Origin of the sequence: Synechococcus sp. RedBA-s (genome assembly GCF_024345495.1) — a bacterium.
Classification (GTDB): Bacteria; Cyanobacteriota; Cyanobacteriia; order PCC-6307; family Cyanobiaceae; genus Regnicoccus_A.
Genome location: NZ_JAGQBF010000009.1, coordinates 82,506 through 100,298 on the forward strand (window position 1 = coordinate 82,506; position 17,793 = coordinate 100,298).

20 protein-coding genes and 1 pseudogene are annotated in these 17,793 nt (G+C 63.8%); 8 read left to right on the forward strand and 13 right to left on the reverse strand.

Annotation, left to right across the window (positions count from 1 at the left end; all coding sequences use genetic code 11):
- Positions 1-6: 6 nt before the first annotated feature.
- Complete coding sequence (locus tag KBY67_RS05470) at positions 7-192, reverse strand: hypothetical protein (RefSeq protein WP_255109552.1); 186 nt, start codon at positions 190-192, stop codon at positions 7-9.
- Here KBY67_RS05470 and KBY67_RS05475 point away from each other — a divergent pair.
- The gene (locus KBY67_RS05475) at positions 191-373 is read left to right on the forward strand and encodes a hypothetical protein (protein ID WP_255109554.1); all 183 of its coding nucleotides are present in this window, start codon (positions 191-193) and stop codon (positions 371-373) included. The two genes, KBY67_RS05470 and KBY67_RS05475, sit on opposite strands and share 2 nt — an antisense overlap.
- Positions 374-396: 23 nt before the next feature.
- On the opposite strand, the gene KBY67_RS05480 is transcribed toward KBY67_RS05475, so the two are convergent.
- The 4 genes and pseudogenes from KBY67_RS05480 to KBY67_RS14895 form a co-directional block, all read right to left on the reverse strand.
- Positions 397-1,224: a transglutaminase family protein gene (locus KBY67_RS05480; protein ID WP_255109556.1), complete on the reverse strand. Its 828-nt coding sequence runs from the start codon at positions 1,222-1,224 to the stop codon at positions 397-399.
- A 3-nt stretch (positions 1,225-1,227) separates the two neighbouring features.
- A complete protein-coding gene (locus tag KBY67_RS05485; protein ID WP_255109558.1) occupies positions 1,228-2,034 on the reverse strand; it encodes an N-formylglutamate amidohydrolase in 807 nt (268 codons plus the stop codon).
- Positions 2,035-2,452: 418 nt separating this feature from the next.
- A complete protein-coding gene (locus KBY67_RS05490) occupies positions 2,453-3,640 on the reverse strand; it encodes an ABC transporter substrate-binding protein (RefSeq protein ID WP_255109560.1) in 1,188 nt (395 codons plus the stop codon).
- Between the two features lie 14 nt (positions 3,641-3,654).
- Positions 3,655-3,789, reverse strand: a pseudogene (locus tag KBY67_RS14895) (glycosyl hydrolase family 57); the annotation flags it as partial.
- Positions 3,790-3,958: 169 nt separating this feature from the next.
- Between KBY67_RS14895 and KBY67_RS05495 the strand changes: the two are divergent.
- Both KBY67_RS05495 and KBY67_RS05500 read left to right on the forward strand, forming a co-directional pair.
- Positions 3,959-4,444 (forward strand): co-chaperone YbbN, encoded by a 486-nt coding sequence (locus KBY67_RS05495; RefSeq protein WP_255109562.1) that lies wholly within the window; start codon positions 3,959-3,961, stop codon positions 4,442-4,444.
- Positions 4,441-5,268: a cytochrome c biogenesis protein CcdA gene (locus KBY67_RS05500; RefSeq protein WP_255109564.1), complete on the forward strand. Its 828-nt coding sequence runs from the start codon at positions 4,441-4,443 to the stop codon at positions 5,266-5,268. The genes KBY67_RS05495 and KBY67_RS05500 overlap by 4 nt, the downstream gene beginning before the upstream one ends.
- On the opposite strand, the gene KBY67_RS05505 is transcribed toward KBY67_RS05500, so the two are convergent.
- A complete protein-coding gene (locus KBY67_RS05505) occupies positions 5,228-6,736 on the reverse strand; it encodes a glycosyl hydrolase family 57 (RefSeq protein WP_255109597.1) in 1,509 nt (502 codons plus the stop codon). The two genes, KBY67_RS05500 and KBY67_RS05505, sit on opposite strands and share 41 nt — an antisense overlap.
- A gap of 170 nt (positions 6,737-6,906) precedes the next feature.
- Positions 6,907-8,028, reverse strand: a complete 1,122-nt coding sequence (locus tag KBY67_RS05510) for an FAD-dependent oxidoreductase (protein ID WP_255109566.1) — start codon at positions 8,026-8,028, stop codon at positions 6,907-6,909.
- Positions 8,029-8,094: 66 nt separating this feature from the next.
- Between KBY67_RS05510 and KBY67_RS05515 the strand changes: the two genes are divergently transcribed.
- Together KBY67_RS05515 and KBY67_RS05520 are read left to right on the forward strand one after the other, a co-directional pair.
- Positions 8,095-8,292 carry a hypothetical protein gene (locus KBY67_RS05515; RefSeq protein ID WP_255109568.1) on the forward strand — a complete coding sequence of 66 codons (198 nt, stop codon included), beginning with the start codon at positions 8,095-8,097 and terminating at the stop codon, positions 8,290-8,292.
- 245 nt (positions 8,293-8,537) lie between these two features.
- Complete coding sequence (locus KBY67_RS05520) at positions 8,538-8,798, forward strand: hypothetical protein (protein WP_255109599.1); 261 nt, start codon at positions 8,538-8,540, stop codon at positions 8,796-8,798.
- A 351-nt stretch (positions 8,799-9,149) separates the two neighbouring features.
- Here the strand turns inward: KBY67_RS05520 and KBY67_RS05525 are convergent, their stop codons facing one another.
- Together KBY67_RS05525 and KBY67_RS05530 are read right to left on the reverse strand one after the other, a co-directional pair.
- Positions 9,150-9,677 (reverse strand): hypothetical protein, encoded by a 528-nt coding sequence (locus KBY67_RS05525; protein WP_255109570.1) that lies wholly within the window; start codon positions 9,675-9,677, stop codon positions 9,150-9,152.
- Positions 9,678-10,102: 425 nt separating this feature from the next.
- Entirely contained in the window at positions 10,103-11,614 is a 1,512-nt protein-coding gene (locus KBY67_RS05530) for a DUF1254 domain-containing protein (RefSeq protein WP_255109571.1), read from the reverse strand.
- Between the two features lie 98 nt (positions 11,615-11,712).
- Between KBY67_RS05530 and KBY67_RS05535 the strand changes: the two genes are divergently transcribed.
- Positions 11,713-12,759, forward strand: coding sequence for a neuromedin U (locus KBY67_RS05535; RefSeq protein WP_255109573.1), 1,047 nt, complete (start codon positions 11,713-11,715; stop codon positions 12,757-12,759).
- 182 nt (positions 12,760-12,941) lie between these two features.
- Here the strand turns inward: KBY67_RS05535 and KBY67_RS05540 are convergent, their stop codons facing one another.
- The 4 genes from KBY67_RS05540 to eno all read right to left on the reverse strand — a co-directional run bounded on the left by KBY67_RS05540 (position 12,942) and on the right by eno (position 16,566).
- Positions 12,942-13,433: a type IV pilin-like G/H family protein gene (locus KBY67_RS05540; RefSeq protein ID WP_255109575.1), complete on the reverse strand. Its 492-nt coding sequence runs from the start codon at positions 13,431-13,433 to the stop codon at positions 12,942-12,944.
- 219 nt (positions 13,434-13,652) lie between these two features.
- Complete coding sequence (locus tag KBY67_RS05545) at positions 13,653-14,339, reverse strand: hypothetical protein (protein WP_255109577.1); 687 nt, start codon at positions 14,337-14,339, stop codon at positions 13,653-13,655.
- Between the two features lie 391 nt (positions 14,340-14,730).
- Entirely contained in the window at positions 14,731-15,210 is a 480-nt protein-coding gene (locus KBY67_RS05550; RefSeq protein ID WP_255109579.1) for a hypothetical protein, read from the reverse strand.
- A 60-nt stretch (positions 15,211-15,270) separates the two neighbouring features.
- Entirely contained in the window at positions 15,271-16,566 is a 1,296-nt protein-coding gene (gene eno, locus KBY67_RS05555) for a phosphopyruvate hydratase (protein WP_255109581.1), read from the reverse strand.
- Between the two features lie 139 nt (positions 16,567-16,705).
- On the opposite strand from eno, the gene gloA reads away from it, so the two are divergent.
- Together gloA and KBY67_RS05565 are read left to right on the forward strand one after the other, a co-directional pair.
- A complete protein-coding gene (gloA, locus tag KBY67_RS05560) occupies positions 16,706-17,110 on the forward strand; it encodes a lactoylglutathione lyase (protein WP_255109583.1) in 405 nt (134 codons plus the stop codon).
- A complete protein-coding gene (locus KBY67_RS05565) occupies positions 17,097-17,708 on the forward strand; it encodes a Clp protease N-terminal domain-containing protein (RefSeq protein ID WP_315855552.1) in 612 nt (203 codons plus the stop codon). The genes gloA and KBY67_RS05565 overlap by 14 nt, the downstream gene beginning before the upstream one ends.
- Positions 17,709-17,793 lie beyond the last annotated feature (85 nt).

Below are 17,793 nucleotides of genomic sequence, written 5' to 3' on the forward strand. Positions count from 1 at the left end.
AGCAGATCAGGGGTCAGTGAATTGCTCATTGGTGAGATGGTCAATGGCGAATTGATCATCAGTGGAGAGATCTTCAACAGATAAGCCATCAGCGGATTGAACTTCAGCCCCAGAAGAATGAGCAAGTGCAACAGATTGCAGGCTCAGGACTAGGGCCGGCGCCTGATGATCGTTCCCATGCAGCCTGGCCATGGCATACTTCATTGAAGAACTGAGTCCAGCTGTGGCGAACGATAAAAGCTCTGCGAAATCAGCGCTGGCAGGCGTTCTGGTTGTTCTGGCCGTGGTTGGTGCTCTGGCGCTGACCGGTTGGCTCACGATCGTGATGCTCGATCTCAAGCACCTGAACACCTCCGGTTTCACCCTGCCCTGAGGCCCCGCCGTGGTGGGGCCGGCTCAGGCGGTCCACACCTGGAAGGATTCCAGGGTCGAGGGGCCGAAGCTGGTGGTGAGCGCCACATCGGCCGCATCGCGGCCACGGGCGATCAGGATCCGCCCGATCCGGGGGGTGTTGTTGCGTGGGTCGAACACGTGCCAGCCATCTCCGAGGTAGGCCTCGAACCAGGCCGAGAAGTCCATGGCCGAATGGGGCTGCGGCACGCCGATGTCGCTGAGGTAGCCGGTGCAGTAGCGGGCTGGGATGTTCATGCAGCGGCAGAAGGCGATCGCCAGATGGGCAAAGTCGCGGCAGACCCCTTCGCGGCAGTCGTAGGTGGTCAGGGCTGACTTGGTGGGGCTGGAGCGTCCGTAGTCGAAACGCACGTGGTTGTTCACAAAGTCACAGATCGCCTGCACCCGCCCCCAGCCCATGGGGGATCCTTCGAACAGCGACCAGGCCAGATCGTTGAGCAGATCGCTCTCGCAGTATCGGCTTGAGAGCAGGAACAACAGCGCCTCCTCCGGCAGGGCCTCCACCGGCAGCTGCTCCAGCTCTGGCAGCACCGGATCGGGCCGGCCGGGGTCCGCCACCACGCCGGTGGCCTGCAGGCGCAGCACCCCGGTGGGAGCCACCAGCCGCTGGCATTGGTTGCCGTAGGAATCGATGTAGGAGCGCAGCGGCACCGCCGGCTCCACCTGCAGCGTGTCGGGCTCCAGCAGATCCGTCGCCCGGCTGGCATGGACGCCGAGGGTGACGATCATCGGCGTGGGCTGGGGGCAGCGCAGCTCCAGCTCGAACCCCACCCTGATCTCCATCGTCGAGGCGGAATTGTGCTGTTTGACCATGCATCAGCCTAAGGGCGAATAATCGTGTTGTATGGGCGGCAACTCCTCCGCCAGGGATTCAACAAGCACGGTGGCGAGCCGCACGGCCCACTCTTGCTGGCCCGCCTCGCTGGTCAGCAGGTCTTGACGGACCTCCAGCTCCACGTGGGGAATGCGCCGCCGCTCGCCATGGACCACCAGGGTGTGATCGCTGTCATCACTGACCGCATAGGGCTCGTTGTCGCCCACCTGCAGCCCCCGCTCCTGCCTGAGCCCCCGCAGCAGCCGCCGGGCCAGGCGCCCATCACGGCCATGCAGCACGCCCACATGCCAGGGACGCTCCTGGCCCGAATGCACCGGCGTGAAGCTGTGCAGGGCCACCAGCACGCTGGGCTGGCCGCGGCGCTGGCGGCCATCGAGCTCAGCGGTGATGCGGCGGTGATAAGGGTCGAAGAGTTCACTGCGCCGCTGCTCACGCTGGGCGATCGAGAGCTTGCTGTTGGCGGGGATCGGCGATTGCTCGCTGAGGCTCACGATTGAATCGGGCGCGCCGGGCGGTCGGTTCACGTCGATCACCAGCCGTGAGTAGTTGTGCAGGATCAAAAAGGCATCCAGCAGGGCCGCCAAGCGCTCAGCCAGCCCTGCCACGCCCAGATCCCAGGCCACATGGGTGTCGAGCAGAGCGGGGCTCAGCTGAAGGCCGGCCAGGCGGCCGGGGATGGCGCGGCCGGCGTGGTCGGCGGTGAGCAGCCACTCGGAGCGGCCGCTGGAGCCGAAGATCCGGAACACGTCCGGATCTTCGGCTCCCAGCAAGGGATCCGGAAGCGGCATGGCAGTCAGAAAAAAGGGGGGGGTGAAGTCGAACGGGTGCAAGGCAATCCCACCGGCAGCGGCGATCTCCAGGATCTGGCCATCACCGCCCGATCGCCTCACGACGGAGAGCACTTGCCGGTGTGATTCATCTGCGGTTCTGCTCAGAACTTTCGCAGTTCCTGGCGCATCTGGAGGGGGTGATGGCCGGCCTGCTGCTGGTTGACGATCACGATCGACGCGGCGACCAGGACCAGGGTGACGATCAGTGTGGCCCCACCGTGAGCACCACGAACACCAGGTTGAAGCTGGCCTCATGCTCGAACTCCTGCCGCAGGGCCTCGAGGCGCGCATCGTCCTGAGCGCCGAGGGAGACAGTCATCACTGGGCCGGAGAAGGTCGGCGGGTCCCCATTGATGCTGCCATCCAGCGAAGCCGCTCAGCGGGCCGGGGAGTCTGCCGGCTCCCCGGCCCGCTGGCGCAGCACGGTCACCACGCCATTGCGCTTGAGGGCACTGATTGCCCGGTCGATCCGCTCGGCGGTCGCGGCCGGCAGGCCAGGGGCCAAGGCAAACGCCTGGGATTCGGGGCGGATCCCCTGCAGGGCCAGGCTGAGCCGGGAGCCCTGCAACGGCGCGTTGATCAGCAGATAACGAAGCTGCAGGTTGTCGCCCAGCACGGCGTCAACGCGACGGGAGACCAGCAGATCAACCCCCGAGCGGATGCTGGTCAGGGGCACGATCGTGGCCTTCGCGGCGCTGCTGCCGGCGTTGAGCTCCCGCAGCAAGGACTCGCTCACGGTGCCGCTGCGAACCGCCACCCGCAGACCGCGCAGATCGCCCTCGGAGCGGATCCTGGCGCTGGGCGTTCCCTGCACCTGGCGGGCCACGTTCACGGTGAGGTAGCCCACCAGCAGGGAGGCCGACACGATCCTCACCAGATAGGCCATCAGAACGATGCCGTTGCCGCGGGTGGTGGTCACCAGCGCGTTGCTGCCGGGCCCGGTGGCGAGTACCTGGAACACGGCGCTGAAGCTGCGAAGGCGCCCGTGGCTGAGGGTCTGGGGCTGCTGGGCGTAGTGCTCCACCCGCCAGGTGAGCAGGGCCAGAAGCCCGATCGCCGCCAGGTAGCCACCCAGCAGCTGCAGCAAGGTGGGGGTGAGCAGCGCCGAGAGGAAGGAACGCCCCAGATCGAGGCGGCTCTGCAGCACCATCACCGCCAGCCCGTCCTCCTGGAAGGGGAGGCTGAAGCGGTAGCGCTCCAGGCGGTCCGGGGACACATTGATGCAGCCCACCGCCACATCCAGAGCGCCGTTGCGGCTTGCCTCCAGCATCGCCTGCACGGATGGCCACTCCGAGACCACATACGGGAGCCGCTCGCGGGTGGCGATCCGGCCCCAAAGATCGACGGCCAGCCCCCGCCAGTCTCCGGCGTCGCGGTAGCTGCAGGGCGGCGCACCATCCACCACGCCCACCCGCAACACCGGTGGCATGGACTCCAGCCGCCCCCCTGGCTCCAGCGCAGTGGCGGCCACCGGGACACCAACCGCCAGAGCCATGGCCGAGACCCAGCCCAGCAACAGACCCGTGAGGCCCGTGGCGATGCAGTCAGACCGGCGTGGTGGCATGGGGGTCACGTGGTGGGGATGTAGTGCTGCTCGTGGCACAGGCCTGAGCCATCGAGGTTCTCCACGCTGTGTTCCTGTACCAGCAGCCAGCGGTAGCCACATTCCTTGAGCACCTTCACCAGTTCATAGAGAAGGTGGCGGCGGGTTGGGCATGACGCCGAGCGGCGTGCTGGCCCCGGAACCCCCTACACCTTGGCGGAGAGGCCCCAGGGAAATGGCCTGGCGCCGGAGCGGCTCAGGATTGCCGACGGAATCTTCCAGGGGCCAATCCATTTGGAGGCGGCTGCGGTACTCAAGGCATTCGCACGTACTCACGCGATGCCCATCCCCCTCACCGCTCTCCTGCTCACGCTCGTCGTTCCCCAGCCCATCTCCCTGGCTGGCTTCGTGCAGGCCTCCACCACCCCACCCTCCAGGGATGCCAGCGGCTGGGTCGCCCAGAAACAGGCCGGCGCCCTCGCTCCTTCCCTGCAGGGCAAACCCGTTGTGGTGGACATCTACGCCGATTGGTGCTCGAAGTGCCAGACGATCGCACCGACCCTGCGCTCCCTCCAGCAAAAGAAGGCCGGCAAGGCCACCTTCCTGAAATTCGATGTGTCCAATGCCAGCGCGCTGAAGCAGTCGCGCGAACGGGCCCGTGCCCTGGGCCTGGGTGCGTTCTTGGAGGCCAACCGCAGCGAGCCCTCACTGGTGGCCGTGATCAACCCTGCCACCGGCGTCGCGGTGCAGACCTTCCGGGCCAGCACGGATGATGGCGCCTACAGCGCAGCGATCAAGAAAACGCAGGCGATGCTCAAGCCATGAGCAGCTCCGCTTTGCACAGACGGGGACGGACCTTTCTGCTGCTCCTGGGAGGGCTGACGCTGCTGGCGGTGCTGGCGATTCACTGGCTGCCCGTGATCGGCACGCAGCTGGATCTGGCGATCGAGTCTGCGTCGCAGGCCTACGCCGAACGGTTCGAGGCCATGCCCTCACGACCGAGCGTTGTGCTGCCGCTCATCGCTTTCGGGGGTGGGCTGTTGGCGAGCCTGTCGCCGTGTGTGCTGGCGATGGTGCCGTTGAACCTCAGTTACATCGGCACGCTCGGGCCGATCAGTCGCCAGCAGGCGATCGTGAAGGTGGGGGGGTTCGTGGCCGGCACCGTGGTGGTGCTGAGCCTGTTCGGGCTGATCGCCTCGTTCGCTGCGGCTGTCGTGGTGGACCAGCGCGGAGCGGTCCATCTGGGGGTGGGGCTGATCATCCTGCTGATGGGCCTAAATCTGGGGGGCTGGTTGCCTCTGCGCTTGCCCCGTCTACCGGAATTGCCCCCTGCCGGCGGCCCCTTCCTGGTGGGGATGGGCTTTGCCCTGGTCAGTTCTCCCTGCGCCAGTCCGGTGTTGTTTTCCGTGCTCGCGGCTGCGGCCAGCACCGGCTCCAGCCAGTGGTCGGTGATCACGATGGTGAGCTACGCGCTGGGCTACACCGCTGTGATTGCCGCCACCAGCCTCTGGGTGGGGCTGATGAGCGCTTCCAGGCTGCTCCTGAACCATGGCCAGCTGCTCACCCGCATCAGTGCGCTGGTTCTGCTGGCCGCTGGGCTCTACTACCTCACGCAGGGTTTGTTCTGGTTTTGGCAGAACGGAGGTTGAAAGCCCCGCTGAGCTGTGCGTTGCTGATGGCGGCAACCCCACGCCGGTGGATCTCGCTGGCGTAGTCGGTCCAGGTGCCCTGCCCCCAGTAGCGGAAGCAACTGGTTTCCAGCAGCAGCAGGTGGAGCAGAGCCTGCTGATAGGGCCCGCCCTTGGTGAAGCTCGGATCCTGTGCCACCTGCTCATCAAACAAGCGGTGAAAGTCGGCGCTGAGGCGTGCCAGCGGCTCCAGCACATTGGCGTAGCCCTCCACCCAGCTGAGGTTGTTGGTCCAGGAAGCGCCGGCCATCGAGAAGGAGGGATCGCTGGCCTGGAGCCGGGCGATCGCCGCTTCGGTGGTGGCGGGGCTGGGCGGGCCACTCAGCTGTTGCCAGAGCTTGCGTTGATGCACCGCCTGAATGGGCGGAAAATCCCCGCAGCCCACACCGGCGGCCCCCAGCAACTGGAGATATTCGGTGCCGTTGATCGCCACCGTGCCCGGATCATCCCCCTGGGCGGCAATGGTGCGGTGGGCCTGAATGAAGGCCGGTGGGAACTCATTCATCATCACGCCACCATTCTCCCCATCGGCAATCTGCGACACCAGCGACGGCACCGTGGTGGCACCCAGCACCTGCCGGCCGAGCCCCATGGCTTCGTAGCAGGGCTGCATCTGGCCCACCAGCTTGGTATCGGAGCCCTGGGTTTTGATCAGTGCCGTGATCGACACCTCCTCACCGCTGGAGTTGCGCGCCACCAGCTGGTTGGGGATGTATTTTTGCTCGTGCCGCAGGCCTGAACCATCAGGATTCTCCACGCTGTGCTCCTGCACCAGCAGCCAGCGGTAGCCGCATTCCCTGAGCGCCTTCACCAGTTCATAGAGAGTGTCGGGGTGGTTGGGCAGGTGCATCTCTGGGGGCGAAAAGCCCTTCACCCGCTGCAGCGCCTCATGGCCGAAGAGGGCCGCAAACTGATGCTGCCAGGCCAGGATCTGCAGCTTCAGGTCGGGGATCGGCGTGGAGGGCGCCACCGCATGGCTCCAGAAGGTGCCGAGCCACTCCACATGGGGCTGGAGGGTGGGATCACAGGCGAGCTTTTTGAGGGCCTCGAGGATGTCGTGGCGGCCCATCTGCTCAACACCCCAGAGCAGATTGCCCGAATAATCCAGCATGATCCGAGGATTGCAGCCTTCTTGAATCAACTGGGGAATGATGTCAGCGAGGCGCTTGTAGCAGTGGGCAAAAGGTTCGGCGTTGTGGTTGTCGCCCTCGCCTGGATGCTCCAGCATGTACTGAAGATGGGAGATGAGTTCTCCATTTGCCCCGGCTGGAATCGTGGGCTGGTGCATGTGGAGCGCGCAGGCAAAGCCTGAGCGGATCTGCTCCAGGTTCAGGTTGGTTTGCGGCAGAGCCACGGGGCCGGCCTGCTGAACCAGGGCGAGGATCTCAGCTTCGTAGCCAGCGATCGGCGGTATGGCGTGGTCGCTCATGGCAGGGGTGTCGGCCTGGGTATGGATCGCCGCAGCGGCAGCGTTGGCGCGGTACGAGCCGTCTTCAGCTCCCTCAACCACGAAAAGGATGTCCTGCAGGCGTTCCTCCAGTCAGGCCAGTCTGACAGTGGTGGGGTTCAGTGTGGGCGCTCGCCTGAGCGGCGGGGCGATCAGGCGGCGAGACGGTAGAGCTGCCGCATGCCGGCGAGGATCCGTTCCTCCTCGGCTGGATTGAAGCGGGGCTTGAGCACTCCGACGTCCTCGGTGCCGCCCAGCAACAGGCCGTCGCGGCGGGGATGGAGGTAGAGCCCAGGCGCCGAGAGGGTGTAGTTGAGGCGGGAATCGGCCTGCAGGCGGGTGAGTTGCCCCTGCACCGGGATCAGGTCGGCATGGCCGAACAGGCCGACGCTGCCCATGCCGGTGCAGTTCACGATCAGCCGCTCCCGCAGCCGCCCCAGTTCCGTCGCATCGCGGAAGGTGCGCCGCTGGATCGCCATGCCGGCCTTGCGCACCGCCCCCATCAGGGCGGGCAGGTACCGCTGGGTCTCGATGAAGAGGCGCTCCTCGATTCCCACCCACGGGGCTGCGAAGGGCAGGGAAGGATCGCGGATCTCGAGCGGCGGTGGAAAGAGCTCCGGCAGCAACCGCGAAACCCAGCCACCCAGCGGCCGCTCCGCTGCCAGAACGACGTGAGAACGCCTGGTCACCCCCATGCCCTGGCCGAGCAGCCCCAGGAAGCGCCGGTGGGAGGTGCGCACCGCGGCGGCGAGCCGTTCCTCGAACTCCGGCGTTCGGGAGGAACCCGCCACCACCAGGGAGGGGAAGAAGCTGGCACCGGCCACGCTGGAGGTGACCCGTGGGTGCACCTCGCTGGCGTAGATCGTCACCGCCCGACCGGCCTCGTGCAGCAGCCAGGCGGTGGCGAGGCCGACGGCCCCGCAGCCGATCACCGCCACCGGACCGGGCTGCCGCAGCGCCAGCAACCGGTCCACCGCCATCTGGGCGGTGCCCCAGGAGAGGGTGATGCCGGCGCCGCCGTGGCCGATGTTGTGGACGATCGATCGGTCCGCGATGGTCTCCAGCTCCACCCGGAAGCCTTCGGGTCGGTAGGGACGGAGGCTCACCATGCGGGCGGTGATGCGGCGCGGCGAGAAGTCAGGAACAGCAGTGGCCAGCGCCGGTAGCGATGCCTCCGCCCCTTCGGCCTTCGCCGGGCGGGAGAGCAGTGGCTCGGCGAAGCGCGCCGCGAGCAGGCCTGAGGCGCCAGCCAGCCATTCTCTCCGGGAAATCATCCTCCTCTCACCATGGCCGCGCTCCCAGGCTGCCCCATCCCTCGACGGCCGAGCCGGGATCTGGGAATGACCTTTCCGGTGGCACCGCTTCCGGTTCCCCTCTCCCAGCCCCGCAGCCGCCTGAGCCGCCCCAACCAGGGGCAGACCATCGACAGCTTCATCCACGGCATCTCCGAGATGATTATCGAAGATAAGGGCCTGCTGGAGGAGGTGGCTTCAAAGCCCTCACAGGCAGGTGTCCATGACGTGGACATCTGCAACTGAACACGTCCTGATGAGAACGTCTCAAGCGGGCAGGCCTGGCCAGGGGAAGCACCACGAAAGATATGCGCCACATCTCCGCCGTCTTTGTCGCTGACGAGACCGGCGGCGGCATCCTTGCGATGCAGGCGCTGGAGGTGGAGGTTCTGAACCAGATGAGGCTGCTGGTGGCTTGGGCCGGCGCTTGGCCGGCAAATGGCGCCACCGGCAACAGGCTCCTAGGGTTTGATCACTTGGTTGCTCGCCCAGTGCAGACGCTGCCCCTCGGTCTGGCCACTGTGCTTCTGGCCCTTCCGCTTTTGAGCCCTGGCACAGCACTGGCTCAAAAGCGGATTCCCAAACTCCCAGGTTATGACCAGTGTCCGCTTGGTTATGTGAATGACCTGAAGCAGCATTGCAATTCACCCATCTATTACCAGGTGAAGCCCACCTACGGGAAACCCTGTGACTCGGGATGGATGAACATTGGGGCGGGCTACTGCAAGAAGAAAACCCTGTGGATTTTCTGATCCGCTTGGCCAGGTGTGGAGGCCGGATCTTCCCCGTATGGGACTCGCCTGAACGTGCATGAGGCCGGTTCTGAGTACCAACCCAAGGATCTGCCCAACGCCCCAGATCAGCGGCGGACCGAAGCACACAGGTATAATAGCCAACTCATGATCCAGTCATCTGCATCTGGATGTTGGGCATTCATTCTCTTGCTCTGATGACAACATTAAGGCAGATCAATGCATGCTGAATCGGCATCTGATTGTCTTCTTTCGCCCCAAAGCGTCCTAGCGTAGATGCCGGCTACCTGTCTTGAATCTGGAACCCGGCGACGCTCAATAGGCCGCACGCCGCCGCCGGTGTGCCCTCGGCTAAGACTTGTCGGAAAGCTCAATAAACGCCAGGGTTTCGCCCCAGGTTCGGTAGATTCCGGAGAACAGCAACAGCGTGGTTGAGCCCGCTATGGCAAAAGGTGCGAAAGCCTCTCCGGCGATCAATTCCGCGCCGCCGTAGATCAGGCCGCCGTAGATCAGGATGACGCTGGCGACGATCGGAATTAGGTTGTGCATGATCCTGTCCATCTTGCTCTGAATGGCCCTGAGATGCAGGCTTCTCCGCACACGGGCTGTATTGATTCGATAGGATAAGCCCCCAATCCCAATCACGACGAATATAATTCCACTTGGCAAATTGGACTGCCAAGGCACCAGCGCTACCATGCTTTGGAGCAGGACGCCGCCGAAGCTGTCCAGCACAGGCGTCAGCGATGCATGGGCGATGTCCAGCTTTCGGGAGGTCGTCAAGCCGGTGTTAAGCGTGACAACAACAAACAGCAACCCTACAAGCGTCGCACCAGCCGCCCCGGTCATGGTGAAGAAGTTGCTCCAACCGCTAAACATAGGATCATTCCTCGCAATGTGGCAGCTCAATCGACTGTACGATGCTAGATCAGTCCTTACCCTGAAACCTTTCTCGATGAGTATTTTAGCTAAATCTAGACTTTTTATTGATCTGAAATCCTTGCCAGGCAAGGTTTTCACTGAACAGAAGCTCAAGCCAGCATGGTTGAGTCGATAGATCCAATTTGGCACGATATCCTGAACTAAGGCACCTCAAAGGGACGAGCGAATGGCCGGTTTTCGGCACGTAAAATCGGACTCCCAGTGCCAGGATATGGCCGATATCGTCCGTAGCAGGACGAATGCCGCGTGGCATCCAATGGCGCATAACGTGCCGATCAGGCGCGCGAAAAGCGCGTCCGCTCTCCATCGGCTCGTTGCGCCGCTCAATCAGCGGTGGGAGCAAGCCATTAGTACCCGATCAATCACGGCTGTAGTTCAATCTCTCCAGGCCGCCAGGTCTTGTTGAACCAGGGCTCCAGTGGACCGTAAAGGCGCAGGATCATGAACCAGCCCTTGCCGGGAATCGTCTGCACCCAGTTGTTCGCCATGCCGGCAGGGGCCTTGGGACCGAACCAGACATCCACCGAACCATCGGCATTGGTTTTGATGCCCTTGTCCTGACTGCTCACACTGGGCGCCTTCTGGTCAGTCTGCAGCATCGAACGGGTCTGGTTGTCATACACAATCACCGACCAGAAATCCTTCACCGGGATGTTCGGGGGCAGGCGCAGCCTGTAGGTTTTGCCACCATCAAAGGGGTTGCCTTTTGAATCCAGAGAGGCCCAGGGGTACTGGGAGCCCTGGCCCACCATCTTCACCTCCATGGCCGGAGTCACGCCGGTGGCGAAGTAGTAGAAGAAAGCCGCTCCATCCAGATTGGCCACACCCGGTGCGACTTCAAACTTGTAGCCACCGAAGAACGGGAGTCTCCAGGAACTGTTTGGGTAGAAGAAGGCCTCTGGTTGACGAATCTTGAAGGCCAGCGTACGCGCCGTCACCGCCCCGATGTTGGCAGCATCACTGAGAATTTTCTTCATGCGCCCGTCAGGATTGAAGGGCTTGCCCTTGACGATGCCGATCGAGGCGAACAGACCCAGGGTGGTGGGGTCGGAGCCGGTGGATGGTTCCTCCTGAATCACCTGGTTTAGCAACGACCAGAAGGAGTAATCGCCCGGGGCGACGAAGTTCGCCGGCACACCGGAGGCATTGGCAAATGTCATTGCCGCTGGGTTGGCTGCATCGGAGAGCTGGTAGATCTTCAGATTCTTCTTGACCAACTCCACCCCGGCCCGGGGGGAACCGTCAACAAGAAAGGAACGAAAGGCCATCCAGTTGCCGTAGGTGTTCGGTCGAACAACGGAATAGCCCTTAGGAATCTCCCCCTTGTATCCGGGAGGAAGGATCAGGTAATTGCCGCCGACGCCTTTGTCAGGCCCAGTGATGCCGATATCCGTCACCCAGCGGTACCAGAAGTCGTCGATTGCCCCTAGTACTTTGGAAGGAACTTCAACCACCAAGGGCCCTTTCTTGGTGTCCAGCCAGATGAAGCTATAGACCGTGTTGTCGTTAGCAGTGAGTTCCACGCTCTTCGAATCGACCAGGGTCTCCCAGATCACGTTGGTTGTGTTGACGGGGCCGAACTTGCGCAGAGAATCGCGCATGCCGGCCTGGTTGACGATCGGGATGGCCAGCAGATAGGCCTGCAGTGCCCGGGAGCGGTCGAGGTTGTCGTAGATCTTCTCGATGGTGTCTGGCTTCGGGAAGCCATCGAGAAGGTTCAGCGGGCCGATCGAGGTCTCGAGCCGGTTGGGTGTGGCCACCCCCGGCGCGATCGTCGTCGTCATCTTGTAGGTCTGCGCCGAAACCGTTGTGGCCACGTTTGCCACAAGGGCGGCGACCGCCATGCTGGCGCGCAGGTGACGAAACGGCTTCATGGCGACGGCTCCTTGAACTGAGGACGAAAGCAATTGAACTCTAATGCAAAGCTGCCTGGCCATCTTTGTTGCGTTGGACTGATGAGACAATCCCGAAAATGGCTCAGTTCATCATCTTGAATTGTCCGTTGCATGAGACACTGTCGTTTCTAAACGAACTGTCGTTAAGGATGCTGACTATGCTCAAACAAGCGCTCTTCCTGCTAGTCATCGCCCTCGCCCCTGCGGCCATCGCCAGCCCCACTCCCACGCGCCTTGCCAAGGAACCGGAGCCATCGCGCCTCCCAGCGGACTGGCGTCAGCCCCTGACCCTCGCGAAGGAGTCAATCCCAGTGCTCACCGCCCAGGCTGAGCCGCAGGGCGCTCCAGCGATGCCAGCAGCTCCGAGCAGCCGCACCACTGAAGAGGAACAAGTGGCAGAACTCGCCAAGGCGGCCCAGAATCCGATCGCCAACCTGATCAGCCTGCCCTTTCAGAACAACACCTTTTTCCGCACTGGACCACAGCAACAGCGAACCCTGAATGCACTCAACATCCAGCCAGTGGTTCCGTTTCCCCTCAGCAAGAATCTGCTGTTGATCACCCGTACCATCGTTCCTGTCATCAATCTACCCACCTCACCCACAGGGCGCGAAAGTCAATTTGGTTTGGGGGACATCAACCCCCAATTCTATTTCTCCCCAATCACGAAAAGCAGGATCACCTGGGGCGTTGGCCCCACCTTTGTTCTACCAACGGCGACGGATGAACTCCTTGGTCAGGGAAAATGGAGCGGCGGGCCTGCTGCGGTGGTGGTGGTCACCACAAAGCGCTGGGTCTTCGGGGCCGTAGGGAACAATGTATGGTCCTTTGCCGGAGCAAGCGACCGCAAGTCTGTCAACCAGTTTTTGGTTCAGCCGTTCATCAACTATAACTTATCCAAGGGATGGTATCTATCGACTGGGCCGATCATCACCGCCAACTGGGAAGCTGAGAATGGAGACGAACAATGGACGGTGCCGATCGGGGGTGGCTTTGGACGCGTGTTCGCGATCGGGGAGCAGAAAGTGAATGCCACACTCCAGGCTTACTGGAATGTTGTCAAACCAGACGGAGCTGGCGATTGGTCCCTGCGGGCGCAGTTCCAGTTCCTGTTTCCCCGCTGAGTGGCGCTTCCCATGAGCTTCAGCAGGACGAATCTCTATCTCGATTGAGGATATCAACCGCTCCGTCATCACCCTGTTGGCGTTGATCAACCCGGTGATCTGCGAGTTGATCACGACCATCGGCTACGGCTCGCGCTCACCAACCAGCGTGCCTTCGTCCAAGCCACTGGCTGAGCCAGGGCTCATTCGTTGACCATCGAAGCCTTCACTTCGATCGACGCATCACCACATTGCACGAGGCGGCCGGTGGGGTTGGCCACCAGGGTTCCCAGCACGAGCTGAGGGTCCGACGGACGGATCTGGCCCGGCTGCAGGTTCATGCAGATGATCGTGGTGATTTTGGGGTTCTGACTGGGGGTGAGGAAAGCCGCTCCTACATAGGCATTGAGCTGACCCACCTTGGAAGACTGCGCAGGTATCACATAGCTGTAAGCCGCTTCAGTGGTGGTACGAACGGCGTAGTCGAAGGAGGTGGGTAGGGAGATGCCGAAGTCCTGCTGAATGTTGGAAACCGTGGCTCGAAAGGCCGCATTCTTCTGGTAGTAGGTGCGTTGGCCTTCCATCATTTGTGCCACGGCTTTGAGCGCGTCCTTCTGATCAGCATCAGCCTGTGTCTGTGCCTTGGCGATGCTCCCAGCCATACCCATGCCAAGCAACAGGGCGGAGATCACCATTGGCCTCAGCATGGTGTGAAGCGAGAATGGAAGCATGATCGGGCTCTGTTTTCAGGTGGGAATTTTGCAAAATAGCAGCAGGACGACCAGGCCATTCTGGTGGCTGTTGTCGCCTGCAAGGAACCGAAGCGCATGCTCTCCATCACGCTTTTCCTGGCGCTCTGGGCGCCCCTGAAGAGCGGCCCAGGAACGTGACCGCTGTCTCGTGTTTCGATCCGCTCAGGCTGCTGCCCCATAGGCCACCTGGCAGACGGCATTGAGCAACTGGGCTTCGGCCGCTGAAGCTGGAGGCTGGCCGTCCACCAGGCCCGCCGAGCAGTTCGCTCCACCGAACAGCTGCGGTCCGCCATCCACGCTGTAGTAGAAACTCGCCCCCTGGCTGCCCACCGCCTCCACGGAGCCGTAGTTGAGCGTGTACGTGGTCTGCGGCACCGTGATCACAGGCGACTGTTGTGCTGCCGCCTGGTTCACCAGCGACGTGATCGCCGCACCGGTGGCCAGTTCGCTGAGCCCCCAGGCGGCGGCACTGGGGCCCCACCAGTCCCAGGCGGTGGGGTTCACTTGATACCAGCCTGCGCTCCAGGGTCGTGCCCCCCAGTAGCCACCGTTCACCCAGGCCGGATGGAAGCCGGCGTAGGGACGAGCGTAGAAATCTGCCCCAGCGGCGGTGACGCCGACCCCCGCGCGCACGCCGGCGCCATAGACAGGGTGATAGCCCACGTAGCCGGCTCGTACGGCGGTATCGGCGCCGAATCGATAGCCGCCGAAGCCCACCCCGGAGCCCCAGCCACCCACGCCAATCCCTCCACCTAGGCCGAGGCGGGCCTGGGCCGGATCGGAAGCCGGCAGCATCCCGAGCCCCAGAAGGGCGAGCAGCGCGGCAAGGGTCGTTCTCCTGAAGGCCATGACAGGTGGATAGTCCTCACTTGATTATGCTGGCCCACCCCATTGGCGCGAGAGCATCTCTAGAAGAACTTCACGCCTTCTTCGCCTGCTCCTCCTGCTTTGACGAGGATCTAGCCGACGTTCTTGTGTTGGTGAGTTGCTCCAGTCCGGCCTTGATGCCGATCATTCTTCCCATGCTTGGGGCGTCACATGCTTGGTCGGCGATGGCCGCTTGCAGAATCCAGAGCCCATGAAAAACCTAGGCAACTACCTCTTCTCAGCCAAGAGTCAGCCGTTCTGTCAGCCGCCCCTCAACCATTACAGGCTACTGTCGAAATCTGGTCTACAGAGGGTATGTAATCGTCAGGGATGGACCGCCATCGAAGCTGGAAAGGATTCCGATTTCCAGTTCTCAATTGCAGCCCTGGACGGAGATCCGATAGCTGAACCCCAGGGCCCCTGGCTCGCTGGAGGAGCCGATCCTGAAGTTCATCAGGCTGGTGCGCTTGCCCGGCACGGAGGCGAAGGGACCCCACATCCGTCCGGTTCCCTGGGGCGGCGTCATCGTTTCGTTGAACAGCTGCAGGCTCGTTTCGTCGGTGAAACGCATGAACCCCTGCACCGGATAACTGGCCTGATCGGTGGAGGTGGCCGTGAAGAAGAAGCGATAGCTGCTGAAGGGCTGATCCACGATGAAATCGGTGTTCCAGTTGTTGCGACCCAGCAGGCGCCCACGCCCGATCCGCTTGCTCACCACCGGTTCTGATCCGCCGATGGGCATCAAGAACGTGCAGTTGGCGGCGGGCTGGGCCAGTGCCGGCCCAGCGGCCATCACACCGATCGTCAGGGCCGCCATGGCTTGGGCCAGACGCGCTGGGGTGGAAGTGATCATCAGGTAGCCCAAGTGGTGGCGAGGATCGTAGATCCCCTCGACCCAGCCAGGGCGGGGCGCTCAGCCCTTGCCCTGGGGGCCCCGTCCTTCGGCTCCGGCATAGAGCGCCTGGCCGCCCAGTTCGTCCTCGATGCGCAGCAGCCGGTTGTACTTGGCCACCCGCTCGCTGCGGCTGAGGGAGCCCGTCTTGATCTGGCCGGCGCGGGTGGCCACCGCCAGGTCGGCGATGGTGGTGTCCTCGGTTTCGCCGCTGCGGTGGCTGATCACGCTGGTGTAGCCGGCCCGGCCGGCCAGATCGATCGCCTGCAGGGTTTCGGTGAGGGAGCCGATCTGGTTCACCTTGATCAGGATCGAATTGGCGGTGCCGGCGTCGATCCCGCGCTGCAGGCGGCTGGTGTTGGTCACGAACAGGTCGTCGCCCACCAGCTGGAGCCGGCTGCCCAGGCGCTCGGTCATCAGCGCCCAGCCCTCCCAGTCGTCTTCGGCGAGGCCATCCTCGATCGAGACGATCGGATAGCGGCTCACCAGCGCTTCCAGCTGATCCACCATCTCAGCGGAGCTGTAGCTGCCGCCGCCGAAGGCGTAGCGGCCCTCGGCATAGAACTCGGTGCTCGCCACATCGAGGGCCAGGGAAATCTCCTCGCCGGGCTTGTAGCCGGCCTTCTCGATCGCCGCCACCAGCAGGGCGCCGGCCGCATCGTTGCTCTCCAGGTTGGGGGCGAAGCCGCCCTCATCGCCCACGGAGGTGGAGAGGCCCTGGGAACTGAGCAGCCCCTTGAGGGTGTGGAACACCTCGGTGCCCATGCGCAGGGCCTCACGGAAGCTGGGGGCGCCGTGGGGCACCAGCATAAATTCCTGGAAATCCAGGTTGTTGGCGGCGTGGGCCCCGCCGTTGATCACGTTCATCAGCGGCACCGGCAGCAGGGTGGCCATCGGTCCGCCCAGGTAGCGGTAGAGGGGAAGTCCCACCCCGTCGGCCGCGGCCCGCGCCACCGCCAGGCTCACGGCCAGCACCGCGTTGGCCCCCAGGGCTGATTTGTTGTCGCTGCCGTCGAGCTCGATCATCGCGGTGTCGACCGCCACCTGCTCGATGGCGGTGAGGCCGCAGAGCACCGGGGCGATCTTCTCCTCAATGTTGGCTACAGCCTGGAGCACGCCCTTGCCGGCGTAGCGGCTGCCGCCATCGCGCAACTCATGGGCCTCATGGGCGCCAGTGCTGGCGCCGCTGGGCACGATGGCGTGGCCCTGGGCGCCACCTTCCAGCCTCACTTCCGCTTCCACCGTGGGGGTGCCGCGGGAGTCGAGCACCTCCCGAGCCACGATGGAATCGATCACGAGGTCGAGGGAGTCGAACACGAAAACTGCTGGCGGTCAGGGCTTGCGGGGATCCTATGGGCCGCCCCGGGGCGCTCTGATGTGACCGTCGGTACCGACAGACCAGCTGCTCGACACGGGCCTGTCGCCAGAATCAGCTCCAGCTGCTTCGCCGGACTCCATGCGCCTGCTTCACACCATGCTCCGGGTGGGCGATCTGGAGCGCTCCTTGACCTTCTACTCCGAAGTGCTGGGCATGCGCCTGCTGCGCCGCAAGGACTACCCCGCCGGCCGCTTCACCCTGGCGTTCGTGGGCTACGGCGACGAAAGCGACACCACCGTGCTGGAGCTCACCCACAACTGGGATACCACGGCCTACGACATCGGCACCGGTTATGGACACATTGCCCTTGGTGTCGACGACATTGCGGCCACCTGTGACGCCATTTCCGGCAAGGGCGGGCGGGTGGTACGGCCGCCCGGACCGATGAAGCACGGCAGCACCGTGATCGCCTTCGTGGAAGATCCCGACGGCTACAAGGTGGAGCTGATTCAGTTGTCCGCGAGGCCCGATGCAGCTGCCTGATCCCGCCACTACCGGCAGCCTCACCAGCGAGCCCGACCGCTTCAGTGAGGCCGCCTGGGATCTGCTGCTGGCCTCCCAGGACCAGGCCCGCCGCTGGCGCCATGGCCAGATGGATGTGGAGCACCTGCTGCAGACCCTGCTGCAGGATTCGCGCTTCGCGGCCTGGGTGGATCCCCTTCCCATCGATCCAGAGCGGCTGCTCGATCGCCTGGAGGGCTTCTGCGCCGAGCAACCCTCCTCTCCCGGTGACGACCTCTACATCGGTGATGCCCTCGAAGACCTGCTGGAGGAGTCCGACCGCCGCCGCTCCAGCTGGGGGTCGCGCCTGCTTGACATCCCCCATCTGCTGCTGGCCCTGCTCGATGAACCTCGCCTGGGAGCTGCGCTGTTGGCGGAGGAGGGGCTGAGCGAGCCGGAGTTGCTGCGCCAGCTGCGGCCCGCGGCCGCCCCCGCCTCCGGCCCTGCAGGCATCAGCTCGGTCCCAGCGGTGGGGGGCGGTCGCCCTCGCCGTTTCGAAGCGCCTCCGGCCCCAGCCGACGACTGGATTGACAGCCCTTCCCGGGAGCCCGCCGCGCCGCCACCGCTGGGACCGAGCTGATGCCTGCAGGGCCGGAGGCGGGGGCGGCCGCGGGCCGCAGCTGGCGCAGCAACTCCGGCTCGCTCAGCCCCTCCTCCGCCAACAG